18 protein-coding genes and 1 tRNA gene are annotated in these 17,731 nt (G+C 56.1%); 9 read left to right on the top strand and 10 right to left on the bottom strand.

All coding sequences use genetic code 11. From position 1 onward, the window contains the following. Nucleotides 1-63: 63 nt before the first annotated feature. From CHH27_RS22365 to CHH27_RS22340, 6 genes are all read left to right on the top strand, one after another. A complete protein-coding gene (locus CHH27_RS22365) occupies nucleotides 64-318 on the top strand; it encodes a DUF3302 domain-containing protein (RefSeq protein WP_157739047.1) in 255 nt (84 codons plus the stop codon). Continuing rightward, nucleotides 315-1,469, top strand: coding sequence for an HlyD family secretion protein (locus CHH27_RS22360; RefSeq protein ID WP_094073553.1), 1,155 nt, complete (start codon nucleotides 315-317; stop codon nucleotides 1,467-1,469). The genes CHH27_RS22365 and CHH27_RS22360 overlap by 4 nt, the downstream gene beginning before the upstream one ends. A 27-nt stretch (nucleotides 1,470-1,496) precedes the next feature. After that, a complete protein-coding gene (locus CHH27_RS22355; protein WP_157739046.1) occupies nucleotides 1,497-2,360 on the top strand; it encodes an outer membrane protein in 864 nt (287 codons plus the stop codon). A 110-nt stretch (nucleotides 2,361-2,470) separates the two neighbouring features. Beyond that, complete coding sequence (gene yegS / locus CHH27_RS22350) at nucleotides 2,471-3,382, top strand: lipid kinase YegS (protein ID WP_157739045.1); 912 nt, start codon at nucleotides 2,471-2,473, stop codon at nucleotides 3,380-3,382. 35 nt (nucleotides 3,383-3,417) lie between these two features. Further along, nucleotides 3,418-4,257, top strand: coding sequence for a hypothetical protein (locus CHH27_RS22345; RefSeq protein ID WP_157739044.1), 840 nt, complete (start codon nucleotides 3,418-3,420; stop codon nucleotides 4,255-4,257). 217 nt (nucleotides 4,258-4,474) lie between these two features. Next, on the top strand, nucleotides 4,475-5,647 hold the full coding sequence (locus tag CHH27_RS22340) for an AI-2E family transporter (protein ID WP_094073549.1): 1,173 nt from the start codon (nucleotides 4,475-4,477) through the stop codon (nucleotides 5,645-5,647). 127 nt (nucleotides 5,648-5,774) lie between these two features. Here the strand turns inward: CHH27_RS22340 and CHH27_RS22335 are convergent, their stop codons facing one another. The 9 genes from CHH27_RS22335 to CHH27_RS22300 all read right to left on the bottom strand — a co-directional run bounded on the left by CHH27_RS22335 (nucleotide 5,775) and on the right by CHH27_RS22300 (nucleotide 12,696). Further along, a complete protein-coding gene (locus CHH27_RS22335; RefSeq protein WP_094073548.1) occupies nucleotides 5,775-6,266 on the bottom strand; it encodes a hypothetical protein in 492 nt (163 codons plus the stop codon). A 9-nt stretch (nucleotides 6,267-6,275) separates the two neighbouring features. Further along, entirely contained in the window at nucleotides 6,276-6,560 is a 285-nt protein-coding gene (locus CHH27_RS22330) for a hypothetical protein (protein WP_094073547.1), read from the bottom strand. Between the two features lie 160 nt (nucleotides 6,561-6,720). Further along, a complete protein-coding gene (locus CHH27_RS22325) occupies nucleotides 6,721-7,770 on the bottom strand; it encodes a mechanosensitive ion channel family protein (RefSeq protein WP_094073546.1) in 1,050 nt (349 codons plus the stop codon). Nucleotides 7,771-7,893: 123 nt separating this feature from the next. Then, the gene (locus tag CHH27_RS22320; protein ID WP_157739043.1) at nucleotides 7,894-8,220 is read right to left on the bottom strand and encodes a nuclear transport factor 2 family protein; all 327 of its coding nucleotides are present in this window, start codon (nucleotides 8,218-8,220) and stop codon (nucleotides 7,894-7,896) included. 62 nt (nucleotides 8,221-8,282) lie between these two features. Then, a complete protein-coding gene (locus CHH27_RS22315) occupies nucleotides 8,283-9,455 on the bottom strand; it encodes a patatin-like phospholipase family protein (RefSeq protein ID WP_094073544.1) in 1,173 nt (390 codons plus the stop codon). 377 nt (nucleotides 9,456-9,832) lie between these two features. Then, a complete protein-coding gene (locus CHH27_RS22310) occupies nucleotides 9,833-10,924 on the bottom strand; it encodes a site-specific integrase (RefSeq protein WP_094073543.1) in 1,092 nt (363 codons plus the stop codon). 513 nt (nucleotides 10,925-11,437) lie between these two features. Continuing rightward, nucleotides 11,438-11,818: an AlpA family transcriptional regulator gene (locus CHH27_RS27785; protein ID WP_157739042.1), complete on the bottom strand. Its 381-nt coding sequence runs from the start codon at nucleotides 11,816-11,818 to the stop codon at nucleotides 11,438-11,440. Between the two features lie 259 nt (nucleotides 11,819-12,077). Further along, nucleotides 12,078-12,153: transfer RNA gene (locus tag CHH27_RS22305), tRNA-Ala, on the bottom strand. A gap of 150 nt (nucleotides 12,154-12,303) precedes the next feature. Further along, nucleotides 12,304-12,696: a TIGR02300 family protein gene (locus tag CHH27_RS22300; RefSeq protein WP_094073542.1), complete on the bottom strand. Its 393-nt coding sequence runs from the start codon at nucleotides 12,694-12,696 to the stop codon at nucleotides 12,304-12,306. Between the two features lie 301 nt (nucleotides 12,697-12,997). On the opposite strand from CHH27_RS22300, the gene aroA reads away from it, so the two are divergent. From aroA to rpsA, 3 genes are all read left to right on the top strand, one after another. Beyond that, nucleotides 12,998-14,353, top strand: coding sequence for a 3-phosphoshikimate 1-carboxyvinyltransferase (gene aroA, locus CHH27_RS22295; protein WP_094073541.1), 1,356 nt, complete (start codon nucleotides 12,998-13,000; stop codon nucleotides 14,351-14,353). Continuing rightward, entirely contained in the window at nucleotides 14,350-14,976 is a 627-nt protein-coding gene (cmk, locus tag CHH27_RS22290; RefSeq protein ID WP_094073540.1) for a (d)CMP kinase, read from the top strand. Before aroA ends, cmk begins: the two co-directional genes overlap by 4 nt. A gap of 211 nt (nucleotides 14,977-15,187) precedes the next feature. Then, nucleotides 15,188-16,942, top strand: coding sequence for a 30S ribosomal protein S1 (gene rpsA, locus CHH27_RS22285; RefSeq protein WP_094073539.1), 1,755 nt, complete (start codon nucleotides 15,188-15,190; stop codon nucleotides 16,940-16,942). A gap of 123 nt (nucleotides 16,943-17,065) precedes the next feature. Here the strand turns inward: rpsA and CHH27_RS22280 are convergent, their stop codons facing one another. Next, nucleotides 17,066-17,731 (bottom strand): class II aldolase/adducin family protein, encoded by a 666-nt coding sequence (locus tag CHH27_RS22280; protein WP_094073538.1) that lies wholly within the window; start codon nucleotides 17,729-17,731, stop codon nucleotides 17,066-17,068.

The following is a 17,731-nucleotide window of genomic DNA, read 5'->3' as shown; positions in this document are numbered from 1 at the left end:
ACACAAGAAAAATGAGGGGCGGTTGCGCCCCTCATGATTGTCCGTTTCGAGAGGAACAGTCTTATGGATATCCTCAGCGTCTTTGCGCTGGTCATACTATTGGTTTTGGCCACCGCCCTCGTCGGTATCTGGGTGTTCCTGGCCCTTTGGCCCGGAAAGATCGCGGCGCAGCGCAATCATCCAAAGGCAGCCGCTGTCGCCGTGTGCGGGTACTGGGGCGCGTTGACGCTCGGAATCCTGATGCCCTTGGCATTTATCTGGGCTCATGCCGATGGCACCGATCCATCGGAACGGAGCAGCGATGAGGTGCCATCATGATTGCGTTCCTCACGCTCCTGTATTGCGGCGTTCTTTTTGGCCTCGTAAAGGCCGGGCTTATTCGCCTCAACACGTTCTGGAAAGTCTCGCCTGTGCTATGGCTGGTACTTCTTCTGATCGTGCTGTTTATCCCGATGCAATGGGGTGCGCCGAGTGGACCGATCCGCTCCTATGCATCCGTCATCGAAATTGTTCCCAACGTCTCCGGTGAAGTGATAGACGTGCCTGTCCGGGCCCTGGAGACGGTTGAAGAAGGAACGCTGTTGTTCCAGATCGATCCTGTGCCGTTCCAGGCGACTGTCGACCAGAAACGGGCCGCACTCGCAGAAGCGCGCCAGGCCGTACCGCAACTGGAAGCGAGCCTGAGAGCCGCGACCGCCGCGGTCAAAGAAGCCGAGGCTTACCGCGACAGGGCAAAAGACGATTACGACCGCTACCGGATTGCCAATGAAAATGCCGTCCGTGATGGTGCGCGCAGCACCCCCTTCAGCGAAAGCGAAGTCGAACAACGGCGACTGACTTATCTCGCCAGCGAAGCCTCCGTTGACCGTTCCAGGGCGACCGAAGAACAGGCACGTCTTGCATTTGCATCCGAGATCGACGGCGTGAACACCACTGTCGCCCGGCTGGAGGCCGATCTGGACAAGGCGATTTACGATCTGGAACAGACCTCGGTGCAGGCACCCGCAGACGGCATGGTCATTGCCTTGACCTTGCGGCCGGGTCAGCGGGTCAGCAATCTGCCGCTCAGGTCCTGGATGGCCTTCGCTCCGACATCCAGCAACACCGTTGTTGTGGCGGTCCCGCAGACGCGCGCCCGATTTGTCCAGCCTGGACAGGTCGCAGAAGTCACCTTTGCCTATGCGCCGGGCAAGGTGTTTGAAGCCACGGTGGCATCGAAAGTGTCGATCAATGCGGCAGGTCAACTGCCACCCAACGGAATTCTGCCTTCGCTTGCACCGCACTATGGAGCGAACGAAGCGATGGGGGTGGTTCTGAAAATGAAGAATGTTAATTTGGCCACGGCCACGCCAATCGGTGGAGCTGGAGGCAGCGCGGCAATCTATACAGACTCAGTTCGTGCAACACATCTGATCCGGAAAGTGATGGTTCGGATGGATGCCTGGCTGAATTATGTTAGACCGAACTGAAGGCGACTTGGACCTGGGAAACACACAATGACCAATCTTAACTTTAAATTCGTTTCAACCTCACTTGTGACGGTGTTGCTGTCGGGCGCTGCTGTTGCCGCTGACCTTCCGGTCCAGCAGACACCCGTTTTTGAACCTGTTGAGAAGACATCGCCCTGGACCTTCGAACTTGGCGCCTATGGATTTATTCCGGTCTCCGTTGAAGGAACATCGGTGGTCGACGGGGGTGCTGTCGATCTGGACATGGATCTGGGCGATGTGCTTGAACTTCTGGATTTTGCCATTTCCGGAAGAGGCGAAGCCTGGCGGGCACGGGACGTCAATGACGGCAGCGCCTTCGGTTTTGTGCTCGATGCCCAGTATGTCAATCTCGGCCTGAAGAACCAGGGTATAGGTCCAGCCTCCGGCGGCACGGTGAAGGCCGATATCCGTCAGGGCATCATCGACGCGATGCTCGGCTACCGTTTTGCGTCCCTGTCGCCCGGCTCCGATACGTCCCAGCGTCTCGAATTCGACGTAACGGCCGGTGCGCGTTACAACTTTCTGCGGCAGAAGATCGATGTGCGCCCCGGCCTGCCTGCGCCGTTTACGGCCAATCTCGGCGAGGACAAGCACTGGGTCTCACCCGTGGTCGGCGCCCGGGCCAATTTCGTCCTCAACGACCGTTGGAATTTCGTGCTTCGCGGCGACATGTCCGGCTTCGGCGTGTCGGGTGAAAACCTGTCCTGGTCGCTCAACGGCATTGCCGGCTACCGTCTGACGGAGCGTGCCACCATGCGGCTTGGATATCGCGTCTATGACATCGACTACTCCAGCGGAACGGGCAGCAACAAGTTTGCATATGACATCACCCAGCACGGACCTTATGCCGGACTGAGTTTTCGCTGGTAGCAGGACCCGAATGTAACAGGTGCGAGCATCGGGGTTGATAATTCAACACCGGTAGTCAGCAGGTTTGGTCCTGCCCACCCGAACTGTGTCCAATGAGAGGGTGCAGACTGATGTGCAAATCAGTTCTTTTGCTGAACAAGAAACACTGCCTGCGCGAGGACATAGCCATTGCCGTGGACGTTGTCCGCTCCGAAGGTCACGATCTGGATGTGATTATCCCCTGGGACAGCGATGACATTTCAAGATTGTTCGAAAATGCGCTGAAAAGCGGGGCAAACAGGCTGATTGCGGCCGGCGGCGACGGCACAATCAATCTGATGACCAACCTTATCCTGAAGCATGATGCCCAGGAAGACGTGGCGCTGGCGATTTTGCCCCTTGGGACGGCAAATGATTTTGCGCGCGCAGCGGAGATACCGTCGAACAAACCGACCGAGGCACTTAGACTAGCCTGCGCTGGAGAACCAGTTTCCATCGATGTTGGGACCGTCAACGGCAGAGCCTTCCTGAACGTCGCCAGCGGCGGGATTGGAGCCGAGGTGACGTCAACCACCCCGACAGAGCTCAAGAAACTCCTGGGAGGAGCCGCCTATTCTCTTATGGGCCTTATCAGGGCACATCAACTATCTCCTTATGAGGCCGAAGTTATCCTCGACGACGGCAAGGCCGAAGAAGGCAGACTTCTGTTGATCGCAGTCAGCAATGGACGGTTCGCGGGAGGAGGCTTTGACGTTGCCCCAAAATCCAGACTGGACGATGGATTGCTAGACGTCGCCGTTGTTGCAGCTCCAGATGACGGACGCATCGAACGCCTTGTTCAGGAAATCAGAGATCCATTCAGCAACGAAAACCGCATTCTGCATTATCGTCAGATCAAAAAGCTTGTCGTCAGAACCCGAGAACCGTTGCCCCTTAATCTTGACGGTGAACCTGTCAGGGGAACAGAGTTTACATTCGGGATAAAGCCTGGGTTATTACAGGTGGTCCTGGGAGGAAGCCAGCGGCCGAGCGCAACCCGGTGACAACCAAACGTGCATGACATGCGCACGAATTGAGCGTGAAAGAGCGGGTTCTCTCTAAACAAGAGGGGCCATTTTCGACAGCGCTGAACAGGAAACCAAAACTGCTGCAACCTCTGTGCCAGCAAGATGGTGATCCGTTTCCTGGTTTCTTTCAAAGAGAGCAAACTCCCATTGAGACACAAACCATCATGAAACGAATTCTATTTGCCCTGTCCTTCTCTCTCATCTGTTTTCCCCTATCAATCGCTTTTGCGCAAAGCGATTGCCTGAAACTGGCCTATTCAACGGAAAACGGACGTGCGGTTGCCCAGGTGGCGGATCAACTTGAGCAAGTTCTTAATGGCGATGGCTGGTGCATACGTCTTGTCGACATGCCTAACAACCGGATTGCTCCCTTGATTGCCTCCGGACATCTGGACGGTGTCGCGTTACGCTCCAAAGCCTATCTTGCCCAAAACGACCAGGTCGTCATTGTGGAAGAGCCTGTTCTCATAGGAACGGGCTATCTCGTTTCTCAAGGAAGGGAACCTCTTAAAGACTTACTGGGGGCCCCGAACAAGCGCATCGGCATCACGGCGGGGCGCGAATGGATGCAAAATGTCCTGAAGACCGATGGAACTTTTGATGTCGTAGAGACCGTTCCAAACGTGGATCGCTTGATCGACATGTTCGACCTTGGAAGGATCGACGGGTTCTTGATCGAAGGTGCAAACCTGTCAGTCTTGGCGCCACATCTCTCGAATTTGGCCACCAAGGTCTTTGAGCAGGAAATCCATTTGTATCTTGCCCGGGCACACGGTGAAAAAGCTGCGCCGATATCTGATATTCTGAAGGACTACAAGGCGAACGGCGGATCGTTTGTCGCCAGCCCGTGACATAGGCAACGAGCCAACAGCGGTCGCTGGATTGAGGGCTACGGCGAAAGTTGAATTCGTGAGCGTGTCGAAGCGGAAGCGCATGAACAAGGCGGCAAAAACCAGATTCAAATCTGCATGCGGAATGCACATCAATCATGATTGGCTTCGGTGAGCTCAGACCACAGGCCCTGCATATTCCTCATGCCAACTGCGTTCTAACGGCTATAATTCGAAAATGGCACAGAAAACAGAACATGACGGACAGCAATTCCGGACAGCAGCCCTTGTGATCTTGGGGCTTTGCGGCCTTCTGGCTCTGCTGGTGTACGGAAGCGGTTTTCTCATTCCTCTGGTGATCGCTGGTCTGCTGACCACCTTGATTTCCGCAGGAATCACGCGACTTCAACACTACGGCTTGCCCAACTGGGCCGCCATGACCGTTTCGATATCAGCCTTCTTTCTCCTCGTTTACGCATTCGGTCAGGTCTTTTCCAGTCAACTGGATGTTGTTGCAGATGCGCTTCCAAAATACAGCGAGCGCTTTGACGAAATACTGGGCCAACTCTCGACAGTTATCGGTGAACAACAAGTTGAGCACATGAGTGCATTCCTGACCGACATGGATTTTTCAGCACAGGCTGCTGCCCTTGCCAGCTCGGTCAGTGGATTGTTTGGAAGCTTGGGACTGGTGCTGATGTATTCCGTTTTCTTGCTTGCCGAACGTGGCATGATTACCAAGAAACTGGGCTACTTGTTTCCAGACCCTGAAAAAGAAAAAAATGTTCAGGAAGTCATTACTTCAGTTGGCCATGGAATCAAAAGATACGTCTGGATCAAAACCGTTGTCAGTCTGCTGACAGGTTTCTTCTGTTATCTGGTTCTGAGATTTCTGGGGGTCGATTTTTCAGAAATCCTGGCGCTTATGATTTTTCTGCTGAATTTTATTCCGACGGTTGGCTCGATCCTCGGTGTTGTTTTTCCAGCGCTGATATCGCTGCTTCAATTCGAAACCATAACGCCATTCTTGGTTGTGGTGGTTCTTTGCGGAGGTGTCCAATTTACGGTCGGAAACATCATTGAGCCCAAATTCATGGGCAACACATTGAACCTCAGCCCTTTTACCGTGATTGTGGCACTCACTTTCTGGAGCTCAATCTGGGGCGTGGCCGGCGCCTTCATGAGCGTTCCGATCACGGCGTCCCTGGTGATTCTATTCCGTGATATACCCGCCTTGCGGCCCTTTGCAATTTTGTTATCGGCGGACGGCGATGTCGACAAAACCAGACACCAGCCCGGGCAGAAAAAACCTGGTCCGCCCAGCGCGAAAAAGAGAACACAACAAAAAATCGAAAATCTTCGGGACGAACTCAAACAGGTGCATGACGAAAAGTCGACAAGCAAGGAGTAAAGCAGCGCAAATTTGAGCAGCAGCCAAAAACCGTGGTGACGATCCGACCATTGCGCTACAGTTCACCTCAAAGCTGTACTTCGGTCGGACCATAAACTGCCCACGACCCTTTATCCCTTCCGCCCGCTCAATCTTTTCGTTTTGACAATGTTTTTATCAACAAGGTCAGCAGCGGTGCCAAGAGGTTGTTAATCGCAGCATCCCTGGGGTTCCTGGAAAAAGTCAGCAGACTGTCCTTGAGTGCAAGCAACTCGTCCCGGACAGCTTCGACCTCTTCTTGTATATGATCTGCCTTGGCTTCCAGTTCTTGAATACCGGCATCCCGAACCTCACGCGCAAGCTCCAACTCGGCACCAGTGGACAGCCGCGATGCCCATACCAACACCAGAACCGCTAAGAGCAAGTCGACAGCGGCAACGCCCAGTGCGGCGTAAACCGAGCCCCATGCCTCCTGCAGAGCAAAAAAGCCGGCAACGTTGAGCATGCCAAGTCCAAAAACACCAACAAGCGCAGCAAAAGCCGTTGCACCTATTTGCCTGACGGCAACGCGAACCTTTGCCTCAACGATCAGAAGCTCGGCGCGCCAGATAATACGCATCGTCCGCACAATGCTGTCCATACCGTCCTCCTAGCGCCGCAGAATCGAACCAACAACCAGTCCAAGGGCAAACGCTCCCGCAACAGCGATGAGCGGATTCCGGCGGATGTCATCCTCAGCGTCGTTAACCAATTCACTCAACCTTTGAGAGAGTTCATCAAGATCCATCCCACTTGCGTCAAGCTGCGGTTCGGTAGGTGCGTCTTCTTCAGGAGTAGCCTTCTTTGGCCGGCGTTTTCGAGACCTTGTTTTTGATGCATCCGCATCTTTTTTCAGGTGATTTATCTCGTTCCTGAGATCATCGGCAGCAGGCATGGTTACTTCCTTTTCTGACATCAAAACAGTACCGCAGGATGACTTGGCTGAATAGAATTTCTCAGGTCTTGACCTATGTGCTGGTCAAGGTCGACGGCAGGTCGGAACGGGCTTCGAACAGATCGGACACAATCACAATCTGGCCTCTACACCAGCAGAGTTATGCGGGTGGTTCCATGTAGAGGGACCTGGTCGGATAGGCGAACGAGGCGCCGTTCTGCTCGACAATGCGCATGATCTCCAAGAGCAGACTGTGGCAGGCTTGGCGGTACACTTCCCTGTCGGTTCCTATCACAAAACAGTCAATCAGAACGGAAATCGACGACTCTTTGAAAGAATGAGCAAAGACTGAAACGGGAACCTGGTTCGACTGCACGAAACCCTCTGCCGCATCGACGTAGTCGCGAATGGCAGTACAGATTTCTTCTATTACCTCAGGCCTTGTCTGGTAGGTAAGGTCTATCTCCCATTTTATGCGCCGCATCGGCCTTTGCGCGAAATTTGTAAGCGAACTGCCGGCAAGCTTGGCATTCGGAATGTGAATGGGCGCCTTGTCGAACCGACGGATCGTTGTCGAGCGAAGGTCGATTTTCTCGACCGTTCCCTCTGTCCCATCTTCAAGCCGGATCCAGTCGCCGGCTCGGAATCTCCGCTCACCATTGTTGGTCAATCCTGCGATGAGATTCTGAATGAGGTCCTGTGCAGCAAATGCAACAGCCGCGCCTGCAAGCCCAAGGCCCGTCAGGGCAGGGCCCAAGTCAACGCCCCAGATCTTCAGAGCCACCACAAATGCCAAGAACACGACAATGAACCGGACGATTTGTGCTAACCAATTATTCTGGGCCACTTGGTCTGCTGATAGTCGTTGGTTGAAGTTCTCAGCCACCAGCAAGGCCGAAACATATAGCACAACAAAAAGCGATAAGATGGTGGTTGTCTGAAGCAACCGCAGCAGAACGGGACTGTAAGGTCCGGAGATCTTAAGGACAGTGAATGCGAACAGCACCACCGTGTTCACAAGCAACAAGCTCATCGGGGCCGCAAGCCGCTGTTTTGCTTGATCGCTGAGCGTTAGATCGAATTGGCACGCAAGGTGGGACAGAACGGCCACGCAGCCGCGCGCTAGCCAGGACCGTGTAATCACAACGGTCAGAACCACCACAATCCATAGAAGTTTTTCAAGTTGGATGTTGAGTATCAAGTCACCCAAAGGTCGATCGCCTCCAGAATTAGAATGTGCTTCCACCTGTGCCCGGAGAGATTGTTATATGGGCGGCCAGTTGGCGGATACAATTTCAAGTCAACTCTTCCACCGATGATAGCTGCCCAGCGCTCATGAGGGCATTGGCGTTGCCCCCGTTTCCATTCGGGTAAGTTTGCCGTTTTTCAAAAGCATGACCACCAGAACAGACTCGGAAGAGCCGTTGGGAAAGTGAATAAACTGGTGAGAAACGAGGAGCTCATCATTCTCGTAGACTATTCTGTAGTCCCGCCGTTCCGGGCGCGGCCCGTCCTTGGTCCAGATATTGATGATCTCTTCCTTGCCCAGCGCAGTCCCGGACAAGTGCCGGATAAATTCAAAGTCATCATCAATCAAGTTGCAAAAGGCGGGCCTGTCTCTGGCCTCAAATGCCGTCTGCCATTTCTCAGAAAACCGCATACTCTCTCCGTTCATGTTCCCAATTGGCGCTGCTCATTGCGCGAATAGCCTCTCCCTGACAACTACCGGGCCAATCCCAATGGCCGCGACCGCCACGGATCCGGATCTCTTGCAGTCTCCCGTCCGTACTCAAAAAGCGTCTGCATGAAACGGGTGTCAAAGGGCTCTGAAGGCTCCTGGGTAAAATCTTGCCCAATGGCCACTTGTCTGAACTGCGCGCCATCCCTGTGGGTTGCAGCATAGATGCGATAGGCATCGCCAAGCCGCTGACCATTTAACACGGAGGTGACGCTGGCCTCGGCAATGCCCAGCACGGAGTTCTTGGCGGGTTTCCGGTCCGGTGCGAGTTTGGCGTTGGTAATCATGTAGACACGGTGGTGTCCGGTGATCCCGGCACGGCGTGCGACGCTCGGCAAACGTATAGAGGGCGGATAGGCAAAGACTTGTGTCGATGTGCCGCCATCGGCATGAAGTTCCGTAAAGACCTCCCCGCCGGTCTCCACCGATATCTCCACGGGTGGCAAGGCGACTGGAATGGAAGCAGAGGCCAACAGTATGGAGACAATGAGGTCCTGTTTCGTTGCTGAGTCAGATGCGGCAATCGCGCCAATGTCCCAGACAACAGGCTTGCCGTCGTCCAGATTGGTGGTTCCGATCAAAAGGCGCCGTCCCTTGCGGTGTTCTTCTGCTATTTCGGCAATGAACGGCTCGGTCGCATAGCGGCGGATCGTGCGCTCGAGCGGAGCAGAGCTGGCGAGCGCGTTGCCGAACAAAAGGCCTGCGACAGGCGACGTTGAGAACACATCTTTCTTGGAGATCGTCGTATAGACCTCCTGAAGCTGCGGGTCGTATTTGGGACCCAAGAATGCAAAAGGTGCGATCAATGCTCCCGTACTGATCCCAGTCACAGCTTCAAAGTCTGGCCGTGTACCACGTTCGCTCCAACCGACCAGAAAGCCGGCTCCAAAAGCACCGTATTCTCCGCCGCCGGAAACAGACAAAATATCAAAGGGACCACGATGTCCATGGCGCGCAAGCTGTCGGTACGCCGTTTCAAAGTGACTTGTCAGGATTTGGGGGCTGGTATCGGGATCAACGCGTATAGCAGTGCCTTCATACCCTGACACCTCAACCCGGTTCACAAGGATGTCCGGGACTGGTGTATAGGCCAGACCCGAACACCCAGCGCCAAAACCGAGCATCAAAGCACAGCAGACGAATCCAAAGGGTCTCATTGTCGAATAGGCGTCCTCTTGACCGTTGAAGAAGTGTGCGAGGCCAAGAATTTAACACCCAACTCGTTTATGCAAGCTCGAACAGAGGATCGCGCAGTGAAGCTGCGGTGTTGGTGCAACGGGATAGGCGTGAGCCACCAAGACCGCGGTAAACTTGCACGCCGCTTTACCCCAGAACAGGCTCAAGGGGCCAAAGCCGCAAGACCTATTAGGCAACACTGTTCAAATACATCTCGGCACAAGTAAATCAAAATTTAGGAAATTGATCTTTCAGCTTGCTGGCGCTTTGATAATTAACAATACTGCTTTACCGATCTTATATGCTACAAATTACTTGCAACTTGCAGCATTCCGCGACTGCCATGTCGTTTTCACAATTACTTCAATTCCAACACCTTGAGTGCCATCTCCCGTCTCTCAGCGTTAGCATTGGTGAACCTTTGCGAAAGCATTTCAAAGTCACTCATATCTGGACGGTTGTGCAAACCTTCTATGAGTTCTCGTTGCCGCTCAAGATCCAACTTCCCATAGTGTTCTTCCGTCGTGCGAATATGTTCGTGGCCAAGGTTTTGACTGAGCGCCTTTCGCTCCTCCCATGTGCGTGAGATCTGATCAAACTGCCTCGCCAGCGTGGAACGAATGGAGTGAGGCACGAAGTAGGACATGCCGGCTCGCTTCGTCGCGGTCTTCAGAATCTTTCGCACCGGAGCAGCTGTTGTCCAAAACCAATCCTCTGGCGTATGCCCAGGCAGGGCGCTAGGTGATCGAGGGAATAGCGGCTCTTCCTCGGACACTGCCACAGCGCGTCGTTCAAGCACCCAATCAATCACGATTTTTTGGAATGCCTCGTCCACCGGAAACCAAAACACCGGTATTGTTTTTGAGGCTTTTGTGTTGACTTCATTGGCGTCCTGGAACACGCGCCTCTCCTCAAGGTCAATATGCTTCAGACGCAAGCTGACCAGCGCGCCATCACGAACACCCGTCAAAACCAAAAAAGCAACAACGGCGCGATCCCTTCGTTGACAAGTTGTCATTGTCGGCATGCTTGAGAGCAGCGTCAGGATTTCACCTATGGTTGGGACATGCTTTTCTCTTTTCGCTCTTGCAAGAGCGACTTGCCGTCTCGGGGGCTCGCAATAGTCTGGCAGGGTTCTGTCCATGGAACGATAAGACTTTTGGTTCAGCAACCAGTTGAGAAAATACTTCAGGTTCCGGCACATCTGAACAACCGTTGCAGCAGCCTTCTTGTCGCTGTTTTGCGCTTTGGCGCAATCAGGCTCAATCAAGCCAGATTTGTAGCGACTTATGTCGTTTCTCGTGAGGTTTCGAAACAGTCTTCCCTGTAGGGCCGCCTCGAAATGACGGACATGGCGCAGACGTGCGTCGATGGTCTTGGCGTCCAATCCTTTCGCCTCTTTCATGTGCTGCTGATAGTGGTAGAGCGCCCAAGCGTTTTCGGTCTGCATGAACGGACCTTTCCTGAAACTATGGAGATCACGCAATTGGAGTGATGGTTGCGGAGACTCCTTAATCGGGAGTCTCCGAACTGGATTTGGATTCCAGCCTTTGTCTCAATTCGTCCAGAACAGTCTTGCGCACAAACGAACTGCAGAGTTTCCCCGTGTTCGGACAAGTCAAGGCAACACGGCTGGTAAAACGACTAAGAGGGTCTTCCTTGAAAGGCTCGTTCAGCAACGAATGGGTTGATTTGCAAGCCGTGCAGAAAACCTCATGGGAAGCACAAGGATTTTTGACTTGCTTGCGGCGCCTTGAATGAAACGCATTCAAGTCAGAGCCCAGAAAAAGTCTGCCTTCGGGCTCAATTGGCTTCAGTCCCTGTGCCTCCCAGTTTCTCAGCGTGTTTGGGCAAATGCCAAAGAGTTTCCACGTTTCCGGACGGGTATAGAACCAGTTTGCGCGCGCAATTCGACTGCTCTTTAGGTTCTTGCGGCGTTTGGGTTTTCTTTCAGGTGGGGAAGTCATTTCGCTTCCCCCTTCCTGCGCGCTTCAAAGACAAGAAGATCGTCCAGGCTCCACCGGGTGACACCCTTGGAAAAGACGATGGGCTTCGGGAAGTCCGGATTGCTCTTGGCCCAGCGCCAAACAGTTGCCTTGCTTATGGAAATGCGTTTTGCGACCTGTTTGTCAGACAAATAAACCGCATCACCAGGCGACTCTGGTTTTGGAGAGGGCTTTGCTTGCCTGCTATCGACTGATTTGGCAGGCTTCGCCTGTGTTTGTCTTCTGGGAGGCGTATCTCCCGTATCGTTCTTATTGGAGTGCTTCCTTGCTGAGGAAGTCGCGCCCGGTTCAGAGAAACCTGAATCAGGGAACAGAGAAGACTGCTCTTCGTTAGACATACCGCCTCCTAGGAACCGATCGTCTCGGTCCGTCGTTAGCAAGCACGTCCTGCGCTCAGGGGAAAATAGTTAGGCCGCTATGTGCTGCCTGTGATGAAATGAGGCTAGTTGCTGTTTCCTGCGTTTGCAAGATCAAGCGAACGTCTTAGCGCTCATCGTGGAGCAGCTGTGGAAACACTACAATATGATGGGCTGAATGATGGGCCGATTTTTCGCGTTGGCAAAAAGGCCTCAAAAATCAGTAACTTTTAAAGAGAAATGGTGGAGCCAAGGGGAATCGAACCCCTGACCTCTTCGCTGCCAGCGAAGCGCTCTCCCAGCTGAGCTATGGCCCCTAGTCCATTTGGTGCCGGTTTGGGTCGCCGGCGTCGATGGAGGCGGGTTATAGTCACACCTCCGCACAAGATCAAGCAGAAAATCGCACTAAATTCCGCCAGGCTTGTGGAAAAGATCAGGCAGAGCAAAAACTCTGCCTGATCAATAGCTTACTGATCCGGGTCTTCGTCGATCTCGACGCGGATGCCCGGCACGCTGTCCTCGTCTTCGTCCTCGTCGTCGATGAAGACGTCGTCATCCGAGCTGTCGTCATCATCCAGCTCGACATCATCATCACCGTCGATGTCCGGCACGTCGTCGCCGCCCTCGGCTTCCGCGTCCGCTTCTTCCAGCGTGACGATTTCCGGAGCCGCTGCGTCGTCCTCGTCCTCATCATCCTCGGGCTTTTCTTCAGCCTTGGCCGCCTTGGCGGCACGGGAGGTCATGACGGTCTCGAAGATCGTGCCGCATTTCGGGCACGTGATCGGGTCCCGGTTGAGGTCGTAGTATTTCGCGCCGCAGCTCGGGCACAGCCGCTTGGTGCCAAGTTCAGGTTTTGCCACTGTGCTCACCCTTCGTAGTTATTGGACGACTTGAATTAGTGGGCAGCCCCATAGCCTCAAGAGGTTTCCCTGTCAAAGGCTAATCGGGGGAAATTCGTTACTTCGCCCATTGTTCTGCACGTTGCGGGTTAAATTTCAACCACCAGACCGGTTTATCCCACGCTTGCCCACCATGCATCGAACTTTCCTCGACCGGAGAAATGCGGCCAGAGAAGATGACGAAGCCGCATCTGCGTGATAGGACGTGACACCTTTTGACAACCGACAAGGGTCCAGACCCTGAAATTGCGGACATTCGAAAATGTCACATGCTTCCACGCCCACGCCACTCACCTCGAGCATGGGCACTCCCCTTACCGGCACGATCCGCGTGCCCGGCGACAAATCCATTTCCCACCGCTCGCTGATGTTCGGCGCCCTGGCCGTCGGCCGCACCACCGTCAACGGCCTGCTTGAATCCGAGGACGTTCTGGCAACCGCCGACGCCATGCGCGCCGTTGGCGCCACCATCGAGAAACACGATGACGGCAGCTACGCCGTCGACGGCATCGGTCTCGGCAGCCTGCTGGAGCCGGACCATGTCATCGATTTCGGCAATGCCGGGACCGGCGTGCGCCTGACCATGGGCATTTTCGGCAGCCACAACATTGCCGCCACGTTTGTCGGCGATGCGTCGCTGTCCGGACGGCCGATGGGCCGGGTGCTCGATCCGCTGCGCGACATGGGCACAAACGTGATCGCCCGTGACGGCGACCGCCTTCCGGCCTCGATCCGCGGACCGGAACAGGCCCTGCCTCTGACCTACCGCGTGCCCATGCCCTCCGCCCAGGTGAAATCCGCCGTGCTTCTGGCCGGGCTCAACGCGCCGGGCGTGACCACCGTGATCGAACCGATCGCGACCCGGGATCACACGGAGAAGATGCTGAAGGGTTTTGGCGCCGAGATTTCCGTTTCTCTGAACGACGCCGGCGAGCGGGTGATCCGCCTGCAGGGCCAGCCGGAGCTGAAACCGCAGGACATCGATGTGCCCGGCGATCCGTCTTCCGCCGGCTTCCCGCTGGTGGCGGCGCTGATCACACCGGGCTCCGACATCACGATTGAAAACGTGCTTTTGAACGAGCATCGCACCGGACTGATCACGACGCTGATCGAAATGGGCGGCGACATCGAGATCGTCAACCGGCGCGAAACAGGCGGCGAGGAAGTCGGCGACCTGCGCGTGAAGGCCAGCAAGCTGAAAGGCATCACCGTGCCGGCAAGCCGCGCGCCGTCCATGATCGACGAATACCCGGTGCTGGCCGTTGCCGCGGCCTTTGCCGAGGGCGATACCTTCATGCCGGGCCTGGACGAACTCCGGGTCAAGGAATCCGACCGGCTGGCCGCCGTTGCCCGGGGCCTGGAAGCCAATGGCATCCCTTGCGGTGAAACCGAGGACACGCTCACGGTGACCGGCGGTGCCAACGACATCGGCGGCGGCACCGTTGTGACCCATCTTGATCACCGCATCGCCATGTCCTTCCTGGTGCTCGGCATGGCCGCCCACAAGCCGGTGACTGTTGACGATGGCGCGGTCATCGCCACCAGCTTCCCGACCTTCACGACGCTGTTTGAAGGCCTCGGCGCCCGGATTTCCGCCCAACCCAGCGAGGCTGCATGATCATTGCAATCGACGGTCCGGCCGCGTCCGGCAAAGGCACACTCTCCCGGCGGCTGGCGGATCATTTCGGCCTGCGCCACCTGGACACCGGCCTGACCTACCGGGCCGTCGCCGCGGCCCTGCTGGCCAAGGGCCTGCCGCTTGGCGACGAACCGATCGCCATCGAGATCGCGCAGAACCTGGACCTAGCCCAGATGGACAAGAGCGTCCTGTCAGCACATGAGATCGGTGAAGCCGCCTCGCGCATTGCCGTTCTCGGCGGTCTGCGGGAAGAGCTGGTCAACCTGCAACGACGCTTTGCCGAAACGCCGCCGGGCGCTGTCCTGGACGGGCGCGACATCGGGACCGTGGTCTGCCCGCATGCGACCGTCAAACTCTTCGTCACCGCCTCGCCCGAGGCGCGCGCCAGACGGCGCACCGACGAGATGATCTCCAAGGGACAGGAGGCCGTTTACGCCTCCGTACTGGATGATCTGAAGCGCCGGGACGAGCGCGACAGCCAAAGAACGGTGGCTCCGATGAAACAAGCGGACGATGCGGTCTTGCTTGATACGACAGAAATGGATATAGAGACCGCGTTCCAGGCGGCTGTGGATATCGTTTCGCGCGCCAGGGATGCCTAGAGGACGTGGGGCTCACCCTTGGTGTGCCCCTGTTTGTGCATCCGGAGCAAAGTGGCCGCAGGCCTCTGGTTCTTGATCTAAGAACAAACTCAATTTCGGCAGGACGCCGCCAACTGGCGCCCTGTGACGAGACCGGATTTTCCGGCTCCCGCCCCGCCGGCCCGCTTTTTGAGCGGAAGGATCAGCGAAACGCGATCCCGGGAGACAGACGATCCGGAGTGCAACACCAACCCGCCGGCGGCGCGCCAAAAGGCGCCAGGAGAACGACTTGACTGATTTTAATCCCTCCACCGAGGATTTTGCGGCTCTTCTCGAAGAGTCCTTCGTCCAGAACGACCTTTACGAAGGTGCTGTTGTCAAAGGCACCGTCGTTGCCATCGAAAAAGACCTCGCCGTCATCGACGTCGGCCTGAAGGTCGAAGGCCGCGTGCCGCTGAAGGAATTCGGCGCGAAAGGCCGCGACGGCGAAATGGGCGTCGGCGACGAAGTTGAAGTTTACCTGGAGCGTGTCGAAAACGCTCTCGGCGAAGCTGTTCTGTCGCGCGAAAAAGCACGCCGCGAAGAAAGCTGGGTTCGCCTCGAAGCTGCTTTCGAAGCCAACGAAAAAGTCAACGGCCAGATTTTCAACCAGGTCAAGGGCGGCTTCACCGTCGATCTGGATGGCGCTGTTGCCTTCCTGCCGCGTTCGCAGGTGGACATCCGTCCGGTGCGCGACGTGACCCCGCTGATGCACACCCCGCAGCCGTTCCAGATCCTGAAGATGGACAAGCGCCGCGGCAACATCGTCGTGTCCCGCCGTGTTGTTCTGGAAGAAACCCGCGCCGAACAGCGTTCGGAACTGGTCCAGAGCCTGGAAGAAGGGCACACTGTCGAAGGTGTGGTCAAGAACATCACCGACTACGGTGCGTTCGTCGACCTCGGCGGTATCGATGGCCTGCTGCACGTCACCGACATCGCGTGGCGCCGCATCAACCATCCGTCGGAAGTTCTCACCATCGGCCAGACCGTCAAGGTGCAGATCATCCGCGTCAACCAGGAAACGCATCGCATCAGCCTCGGCATGAAGCAGCTGGAAACCGATCCGTGGGATGGCATCGAAGCCAAATACCCGATCGAAGCCAAGTTTGCCGGCCGCGTGACCAACATCACGGACTATGGTGCATTCGTTGAGCTGGAGCCGGGCATCGAAGGCCTGATCCACGTTTCCGAAATGTCCTGGACCAAGAAGAACGTCCATCCGGGCAAGATCGTTTCCACTTCCCAGGAAGTCGAAGTGATGATCCTGGAAGTCGATCCGGTCAAGCGCCGCATTTCCCTGGGCCTCAAGCAGACCCTGCAGAACCCGTGGGATGCGTTCGCCGAACAGTTCCCGATCGGCACCGAAGTCGAAGGCGAAGTCAAGAACAAGACCGAATTCGGCCTGTTCATCGGCCTCGACGGCGACGTGGACGGCATGGTTCACCTGTCCGATCTCGACTGGAACCGTCCGGGCGAGCAGGTCATCGAAGAGTTCAAGAAGGGCGACATGGTCAAGGCCGTCGTTCTGGACGTTGACGTCGACAAGGAGCGTATCTCCCTCGGCATCAAGCAGCTCTCCGGCGATCCGATGGAATCCGGTGCAGCCGGCGAACTTCGCAAGAACTCTGTTGTCACCTGTGAAGTCGTCGAAATCAAAGACGGTGGCCTGGACGTCAAGATCGCAGACAGCGACCTGACCGCGTTCATCCGTCGTGCCGACCTCTCCCGTGACCGCGAAGAACAGCGCCCGGAAAAATACTCCGTTGGCGACAAGTTCGACGCCCGCATCACCCAGTTCGACAAGAAGACCCGCCGGGTCACCGTGTCGATCAAGGCCCTGGAAATCGCCGAAGAGAAGGAAGCTGTCGCTCAGTACGGCTCCTCCGACAGCGGCGCCTCCCTCGGCGACATCCTGGGTGCGGCTCTGAAGCAGCAGTCCGACGACTAAGTCTTCCGGTCTCATCGAGATCTGAAAACGGAAAAGCCCGGCAGCGATGCCGGGCTTTTTGTTTGTCGGATAGAAGTGCCGGGGATTGTCTTGAGCAGATCCAGCCAGGCCCTGACCGTCGGTTTAGGCTGACTTGATGCCGTAATTTGCTACAGCTCCAAGAACTTCATCGATTTCGCCCGCCGAGAGAATATGAGGCGTGCCGATGGTGCGGCTGAGAATATAGGCGCGTGCCAGCACTTCCAGCTCTTCCAGGCGCCAAAGCCCCTTCTCCAGCGTTTCGCCCGTCACCACGGCGCCGTGATTGGCCATCAGGCAGCCGCTTCGCTCTGTCATGACTTCGACAACGGCCTCTGCGAGCCGGTCGCTTCCGAAGAGCGCGTAGTCTGCCAGGGGCACCGTGTTGCCGCCGAAAAGCGCGATCATGTAGTGGCAGGCCGGGATTTCCTCCCGGTTGATGGAGAGTGCCGTGCAATGAACCGGATGGGCATGGACGACGGCATGCATTTCCGGTTTTGCCTTCAGCAGCGCCAGGTGGAACTGCCATTCGGTGGAGGGCGGATATGGTCCTTCGGCCGGTCCGTCACCGTCCAGCGGCAGTGACGCCAGCATGTCCGGTGTCAAGCGGTCATAGGGAATGCCGGACGGCGTGATTACCATCCGGTTTCCGGCGCGCGCGGAAATATTGCCGGAAGTTCCCTGGTTGATGCCGCGCCGGTTCATCTCCAGGCAGGCATCGATGATGGCCTGACGCAGGTCGGGCGTGTCGTCGTAAGGTGGTTTCAACAT

It is taken from the genome of Labrenzia sp. VG12 (assembly GCF_002237595.1).
GTDB lineage: Bacteria > Pseudomonadota > Alphaproteobacteria > Rhizobiales > Stappiaceae > Roseibium.
This window is presented reverse-complemented; position numbering and strand designations above follow the sequence as displayed.